This window comes from Mesorhizobium sp. M2A.F.Ca.ET.039.01.1.1 (assembly GCF_003998035.1).
GTDB lineage: Bacteria > Pseudomonadota > Alphaproteobacteria > Rhizobiales > Rhizobiaceae > Mesorhizobium.
In genome coordinates this window covers 1-7,189 of sequence record NZ_RZRY01000310.1, presented here as the reverse complement: position 1 = coordinate 7,189, position 7,189 = coordinate 1, and the positions used below count along the sequence as shown (strand labels likewise).

7 protein-coding genes are annotated in these 7,189 nt (G+C 64.2%); 1 reads left to right on the top strand and 6 read right to left on the bottom strand.

Features of this window, described 5'->3' with window-relative positions:
* From EOA24_RS21850 to EOA24_RS21825, 6 genes are all read right to left on the bottom strand, one after another.
* Positions 1–1,212: Wzz/FepE/Etk N-terminal domain-containing protein (locus EOA24_RS21850; protein WP_245501828.1), on the bottom strand; the 1,212-nt coding region annotated here is incomplete at its 3' end.
* Positions 1,213–1,379: 167 nt separating this feature from the next.
* On the bottom strand, positions 1,380–2,276 hold the full coding sequence (galU, locus tag EOA24_RS21845; protein ID WP_126063026.1) for a UTP--glucose-1-phosphate uridylyltransferase GalU: 897 nt from the start codon (positions 2,274–2,276) through the stop codon (positions 1,380–1,382).
* Between the two features lie 29 nt (positions 2,277–2,305).
* Positions 2,306–3,292 carry a glycosyltransferase family 2 protein gene (locus EOA24_RS21840; protein ID WP_127257937.1) on the bottom strand — a complete coding sequence of 329 codons (987 nt, stop codon included), beginning with the start codon at positions 3,290–3,292 and terminating at the stop codon, positions 2,306–2,308.
* Positions 3,282–4,220 carry a glycosyltransferase family 2 protein gene (locus EOA24_RS21835; RefSeq protein ID WP_127257935.1) on the bottom strand — a complete coding sequence of 313 codons (939 nt, stop codon included), beginning with the start codon at positions 4,218–4,220 and terminating at the stop codon, positions 3,282–3,284. The genes EOA24_RS21840 and EOA24_RS21835 overlap by 11 nt, the downstream gene beginning before the upstream one ends.
* Positions 4,220–5,209, bottom strand: a complete 990-nt coding sequence (locus EOA24_RS21830; protein WP_127410054.1) for a glycosyltransferase family 2 protein — start codon at positions 5,207–5,209, stop codon at positions 4,220–4,222. Before EOA24_RS21830 ends, EOA24_RS21835 begins: the two co-directional genes overlap by 1 nt.
* 23 nt (positions 5,210–5,232) lie before the next feature.
* Positions 5,233–6,399, bottom strand: a complete 1,167-nt coding sequence (locus EOA24_RS21825) for a glycosyl transferase family 1 (protein WP_127410053.1) — start codon at positions 6,397–6,399, stop codon at positions 5,233–5,235.
* Between the two features lie 270 nt (positions 6,400–6,669).
* Between EOA24_RS21825 and EOA24_RS21820 the strand changes: the two genes are divergently transcribed.
* A partial coding sequence (locus EOA24_RS21820; protein WP_348633078.1) for a polysaccharide pyruvyl transferase family protein occupies positions 6,670–7,189 on the top strand: 520 nt, incomplete at its 3' end.

Below are 7,189 nucleotides of genomic sequence, written 5' to 3'. Positions count from 1 at the left end.
GGCTGTGGAAATCTTGTCGCGAAGCGCGGTCTCGCGCGCCTGCGCCACTTCGAAGTCGTTGCGGTAGCTTTCGGTGATCTGCTTCAGCTGCCCGAAGATCTGCGCCGAGACATCGGCCTTTTCCTTGGCCAGCGCGACCGCCTGCGGGTGATCCTTGCCGAAATTGGTCTCAACGTCCTGCAGGCGCTTGGCAATGGCCAGATAGCGGGTCTTGAGCCCGATGATGACCGAGCTGCTCGGCTGGTCAGCCGCTATGGCCGAATCGTTGAAGGCGCTTTCCGAGCCGCTGTCGACGATCGCCTTGTACTGCTGGTAGCGGGCGCTGGTGCGAGCCGTATCGGCCTGCGCGACGATGAGCTGGGCGTTAAGGTCGGCGAGTTGCTTGTCGCTTAGCAACTGGCCGTCGCTGTTGGCGGAAAGGCCGTGCTCGGCCCTGAACTTCTCGACCGCCAGCGAAGCGGCCTGCGAGCTTTCGCGCAACTCGGTCAGCCGGCCCTGCAGCCACACGGCCGCGCGCTCGGTGGCGTCGAAGCTGGCGTTGAGCTGGTCGGCGAGATAGGCGTCCGCATAGGCCTTGGTGATGGCCGTGGCGAGTGCAGGATTTGTCGCCTGGTAGCTGATGCTGATGACATTGGAGCGGCTGACGCGATCGGCCGATAATCCTGTCTGCAGCATAAGAACCGCGTAGTCGTGAGTCGCGGTCTTGATCATGGCTTCGCGCGTGGCGGCATCGACATTCTGGATGCCAGGGAGTTGATCGGTGGCATTGCCGCGGAAATAGGCGACGATGCCGCGCAGGAACCCAATGCCCTTGGCCAGAGCCGATTGAGGCGGGCTCATGAAGTCGTGGTTCTGGTCGAGCTTCAACTTGTCGACCACCTCCGATGCCAGCCGCGCCGAATTGAGGATCTCGATCTGGCTGAGGATCGTCGCGTCGGTCTGCCGCGTGGCGCTGGCGGCCGAGATGTCGTCCATGACCTTGTTCATGCCCTCGTCGATCAGGACGCTCGCCACGGACGTATACTGCTTGGGCGTGGTCTGCAGATAGACCACGCCCAAGAACAGGCCGATGGCGGCGCAGATCGCCACCACCTTGGCCTGACGGGCGGCCATGCCAAGCAGACGCTCGACATCGATGAAGTCTTCACCCTTTTCCTGATCGGCACTGGGCAAGGGCGTCCTCTTGTCGAGAGGGAAGTTGGCATAATTCATGTTCGGTCCAATTCCAGGTTGCAGGCGCTATCGGCCTTGGTAGATCCGCGTCGTGACCAGAAAAGACCGCGCAACGTTGCTGCCAGGATGCGCCGGGCCTGAAGGCCCGGGCGCCTGAGTGGCTGTCGCGCCATCGCGAAACCGCATATGCACCCGAAAGATGGGCATTATGCGGCTACTTCCCGGCGCTCATGCGACCGGACGAATTGCTGCAGCATTTCGAAGACAGGGCCTTTCATGTCGTCGCGAGCCAGGGCGAAGGCGATGGTGGCTTCGATGAAGCCTTCCTTGGAGCCGCAGTCGAACATGCGGCCATCGAAAGGCTGCGCATAGAAGGGCTGGCTCTGGGCGAGGCGCACCATGGCGTCGGTGAGCTGGATCTCGTTGCCGGCGCCGCGCTGCTGATTGCCGAGCAGCGCGAAGATTTCCGGCTGCAGCACGTAGCGGCCATTGATGTAGAAATTCGACGGCGCCTTGGCGGGCGCCGGCTTCTCGACCATCTCAGTGACCTGGAAGCCGGAGCCGACCTCGTCGCCGCGGCCGACAATGCCGTATTTGCTGGTTTCGGCGGGATCGCAGCGCTCGACGGCGATGACGTTGCCGCCGGTCCGCTGATAGAGATCGACGGTCTCGGCAAGGCAGCCGCGCGCGCCGAAGGACACCATGTCGGGAAGCAGCAGCGCGAAGGGCTCGTTGCCGATCACGTCGCGAGCGCACCAGACGGCGTGACCGAGGCCCTGCGGCGACTGCTGGCGGATGAAGGAGGTGGCGCCGGCCACCGGCAGCAGGCTCTCGAGCGATTCGAGCTGCGCCTTCTTGCCGGTCTGTTCCAGCGTGCCGATCAGTTCAGGATGCAGGTCGAAATAGTCCTCGATAACCGCCTTGTTGCGGCCGGTGACGAAGACGATGTGCTCGATGCCGGCCTCGAACGCCTCGTCGACGGCATATTGCACGACGGGCTTGTCGACGACGGGAAGCATTTCCTTCGGCATGGACTTGGTTGCCGGCAGGAACCGCGTTCCGAGCCCCGCCACTGGGATGACTGCCTTCCTGACTTTCTGCATCTGGTCTTCCTTCTGAGAGAAAAAGATTTCTACCTATCGCCGGCTATCAAATCGCTCGCATGCTTCATCTCCCCGCCCCCACGGCGAACCTGCGCCGCAACCCTTCTGAGCCGGACCGCGATCGGCATCGACAAATGCCCGATCGCGGCCGGATCCCTGAGCGCCGCCCCGATTGCCTTGAGCGGCGCGCGCGCCTTGATGTGCTGGACCAGGGACAGGAACGACGCCGCCTTGCGCAGGCTGCGGCCGCGCCGGGCGAAGGCGGCCTTCGCGGTGCTGTCCATGGGATATGCCGCAGCGAAGGCGGCGTCGGCGCGCGTCATTGCCTCGACGTGGTGCAATTCGAGCACCCGTGAGATCGAGCCGGTGCGGATATGGTAGACATAACCGACGGTCGGCTCGACAGCGCAACGGCCACCGCTGGCCAGCGCGCTTGCAAGCAGAATGTAGTCCTCGCCGATGCGCAGCTTCTCGTCGTAGCGCAGCTTGTTGTCGTCGAGGAAGCGGCGCTGGAAGACCGGCTTGAGATAGCCGAGATTGAAGCGCGATTCGAAAACCAGATTGCCCTCGATATAATCGGCCAGCGAGATCTCGCTTAAGCCCTCGAGATAGCCTCCCGGGAACATGGTGTCGTCGGGCGTGCCGTCCTCGCGCACGACCTGGACATTGTCGACGGCGATTTGGGCGCCGGCCGCTTCCGCCCGCGCGATCATCGCCGCCATGCGGCCAGGAAGAACGGCGTCATCGGAATCCAGCACCGCCACCCAGCGGCCGCGCGCGAAATCGAGGCCGGCATTCCTGGCGCCGCCTGGTCCGCGATTCTGCGGCAACGCCACCACCTTGACGATGTCTTCAGGATAGGCGCGCGCCACATCCAGCGTGCCGTCGCGCGACTGGTCGTCGACGACGATGACCTCGACGGTCACGCCCAGTTGCGCGATCGCGCCGGCGATGGCGCGGTCGAGAGTGGCCTCCGCATTGTAGGCGGCGATGACGAAGCTGACGTCAGGCTGCACGCTTGTTCCCTTGTTCTGGCGAAGTGAGGCCGTACTGGCGGATTTCACGGACGCCGACCAAACCGGAGACGACACCAACGTGCATAATGCCGCGCAGCACGCTGCGGTTCCGTCGCACCGGGCTGATCGCGGTCAAAACAGCCATGCCGAAGCAGTAAGCGGCCTTGGCCGAAGCCAGCCCGACCTGGCCGGCGCGGCGGATGCCGCCGGCGCCGTGGCCGATCAAATGGCCATGCGTCTGGCCGAAGCGGAAGCGGCGACGGCGCAGCCAATCGAACGCGGCCCTGGCGCGCGGCACGACCTCGTCGACGAAGGCTTGCGGCGCAAAGGCGATGCGGCCGCCGGCCTTGACCATGGCATCGAAGAACTCGGTATCCTCGCCGCCGGTCTGGCCGCGCGCCAGGCTGAAGCGCCGGCCGCGCAAGCTCGCGTCGGTCGTTCTGAGCAGGACGTTGCAGGTGTAGCCGGTGCGGATCTCGCCGCGCACCCAGACCGGCAAGGTGGAATGGAAGTCACCCTTCTGCATCCAGTCCGGCGCGTCCTGGCGATAATGGGCCCGCACCGGCCCAAGCACCGCCGCGGCGCCGGTGGCATCGGCCGTCGCCATCAACTCGACCAGCCAGCCGGGCGACGCCGTCTCGTCATCGTCGATGAAGGCGACGAAGTCCGACACGCTGGCGTCGAGGCAGGCGTTGCGGGCAATCGAGATGTTGCGCGCCGGCGCGTGGCGATAGCGGACCGGCAGCTTCAATTCCTCGGCCAGCGTCTTCACGAGCTTTTGTGCGCCTGGTTCATCGTCATTGTCAGCAACGACGATGCCGATCTCCAAACCTTCAGGCTTCTCCAGGGCGGCGACGGAGCGCAGCGTGTCGGCCAGTTCAGGCCGGCGGAAAGTGCAGATGCAGATGTCGATCGAGCGGCCGGCCATCACGACTCCTTGCGCTGCAAGCGCGGCGTCAAAAGCTGCTGCCAGAAACCGACGGACCAGCCGAAATGCATGACCATGGCTGAAACTCCGGCCAGAGCGATGCTGGCGTTGCGCTGGCGCACCGCCGTCGCCAAGCCGTAGCCGAGGCACACCGCCGCCCACAAAAGGAACGGCACCGCCGCCAGCCAGTGGACGAAGGAGAACAGGGCCAACAGCACCACGGGCGCCACCAGCAGCGGGACCATCTGCCGGACCTTCGGCACCATGCGGTGCTTGAGCACATTCCTGGCGCGGCCGCGGCCATAGCCAAGATACTGGAAATAGAGGCTCTTCAGCGACGAGCGCGGATAGTAGATCATGTGCGTCCTGCCGCTCATCCAGATGCGGTAACCGGCCTGGCGCAGACGGTAGTCGAGCTCGGCGTCCTCGTTGTGGCTGAAGCTCTCGTCATAGCCGCCGGCATGGCTGAAAGCGGCGATGCGCATCAGCGCGTGGTGTCCGTGGTCGACCCATTCGCCCTCGGACACGTGCCGGTGCTTCGAGCCGCCGGTGCCAAGCTTGGAATTCTGCGCCGCCGCGACGGCCTTCTGCACGGCCCCGGTGCCGGCGGTCAGCATCGAAACGACGACCGAATCGGCGCCGGTGGCAATGGCTTCCTCGACCAGCCGGTCGCAGTAATCGTCCGGATAACCGCCATGCGCGTCGATGCGGATGAGATAGTCGGCGCCTTCGTCGAGGGTCGCCACCGCCAGATTGATGGCAGCGCTTTGCAGGCGCTTCGGATTGGCGAGCAGGATGACCCGAGGATCCTTCGCCACGATCTTTTCGACGATGGCCTGCGTGCCGTCGCTGCTGCCGCCGTCCGCGACGACGATGCGCCCGCCGAGCCGTGCCGCCGCGGGCCGCAACCGATCGAGCAGGCCGCCGATATGGGCCGCCTCGTTGAGGCAGGGAATGACAATCAGGATCGATGGATTTGCCTGCGTCATCGGTCTTTGCGCGTCCTTTGCCATCATGCCGCCGCCGCAAAAGCCGAAGGCATGGCGGTGAGGCCGCGCAGCTTTTCGACGAAGGCCGCGCAGTCGCTGCGGTCGTAGCTCCAGGTCCGAGGATTGCGCGCCAACACCCGCGACTTCAGGGCGCGGTATCTGTCCTGATCCATTCGGCCGAGCATCGCCTCAAGACCTTCGGGCGTCGCCTCGGACAGAAGCACGCCGATGTCCTGCCCTTTGAGGAACCGGCCGGTTTCGGTGCCGGCCATCGAGATCGGCACGGCGCCGAAGCGGCAGCCCTCGTAGAGGCGGTTGGGAAGCAGCCATTCGGAATTCTGGCCGGCTTCGAAGAAATCGATCGCCCAAGAGAAATGCACTTGCCCGTAGATGGCCGCCATGTCCTCCGGATTGCGGTAAGGCCCCTCGAACGAAAGCCACGGCTCGGCCTCGACGAAACCTTGAAAATCCGGAAATTCGGACAGCGCCGGGCGGCCTCTGAGCACGACCTCGAAACGCCCCGCCTGCCGGCGGGTGAAGTCGGCCACCAGCTCCAGCGAGCGGCGGCAGCGCAGCGCACCGAACCAGCCGATCCGCCAGGGCGGCGTCGCCGGGCCGTCGTCCTCGAAAGAATGCGCGGCGACAACGGATGCCGCCTCGAAATATTTGTTCTCGATCAGCTCGACAGGCGCGCCGATCTGCCCGAAGAGCTCGAAATAATTGGCGATGAAGGCCGGCGAACTGGTCACCAGAAGCTTCACGTCGCGGGCGAGATGACGCTCGGCGCCGCGCAATGTCCTGCCGACAAGATCGTCGCGCAGCACCAGGCGATGGATATCGAGGCATTCATAGACGATAGGCACGTTCGCCCCGAGAGCGGCATTGGCGCGGCGGGCAAGCGCCAGCATTTCGAGATTGCGCGCGATGATGAGATCGGGCCTGGGCATGACGCCCAGTTTCGCACCGATCGACATGGCTGCCTTGGCGACCGCCCCGAGGCGCTGCGCGAATCGGCCGTCGCGTGTCGCGCCGAGGTCGACAGGCCTGCTACCCTCGATCTCGGCGACCGGACTGGCGGTGCGACGGAAGCCCGCCAGGGTGACCCCGGCGCCTCCTGCCTTGAGCATTTGGACCCTGCGGCGCACTGCCGGGTCGGATACGTCATGCACAAGGTACAAGACATGCAGCATGAAACTCGACCGATGTTCGGCCCACCCATCGGGGATGCTAGTACAGCTTTTGCTGCATCGCAACAATTTTGGTGCGGCGTAGCGAAGCGCATTGCGCTTTTTGTTGCACTGCAAAAACCCTGAGCTTAAGTTATCCTCGGCAACGGTTGGCGACCGGTCGGTCGTCGGAAGGGTGGCGGCGAGCGCACAGGCACAGCGAATCGACATACCGGCATTTGGGCGACAAGGGGGCCGCCTTTTTCGGAAACCTGCCCAAGATGAGGAGATGCGATGAAGATCATCGTCGAGAACACGGTCTGCCTGAACACGGGAGACGCAGCGATCCTGCTGGCCATTCGCCACATTCTGAGGACTGTCGCCGGCGACGGCTTGCGCTTTTTCGTCTTCGACAGCCAGCCCGAGGTCGCCGCGAGGCTCTATCCAAAGAAGGATTACCCCGACCTGGAATTTCACAAGCTCCTGTCGGAGACCCTCTTCCGCTACCCTTCGGGAAGCGGTGTGAAAGATCGGCTCAAGCCGCACTACAACCGGCTGGTCCACAAGGTGCTGCGGAATTTCGGCTCTGACAGCCTTCTCGGCCGCGCTTTTTTCAAGGAGAGCGACCGCCGCGGCCTCGATATCTACCAGAACGCCGACCTCGTGGTCACGACTGGCGGCACCTATCTGGTTGAGAACTACAACCTTGAACGGCGACTGAACCAGTTCCGCCTGGATGCGGCCATCGGCAAGGATCCCGTATTCTTCACGCAGTCCCTCGGTCCGTTCAACAAACCTTACAATCGACACGAAC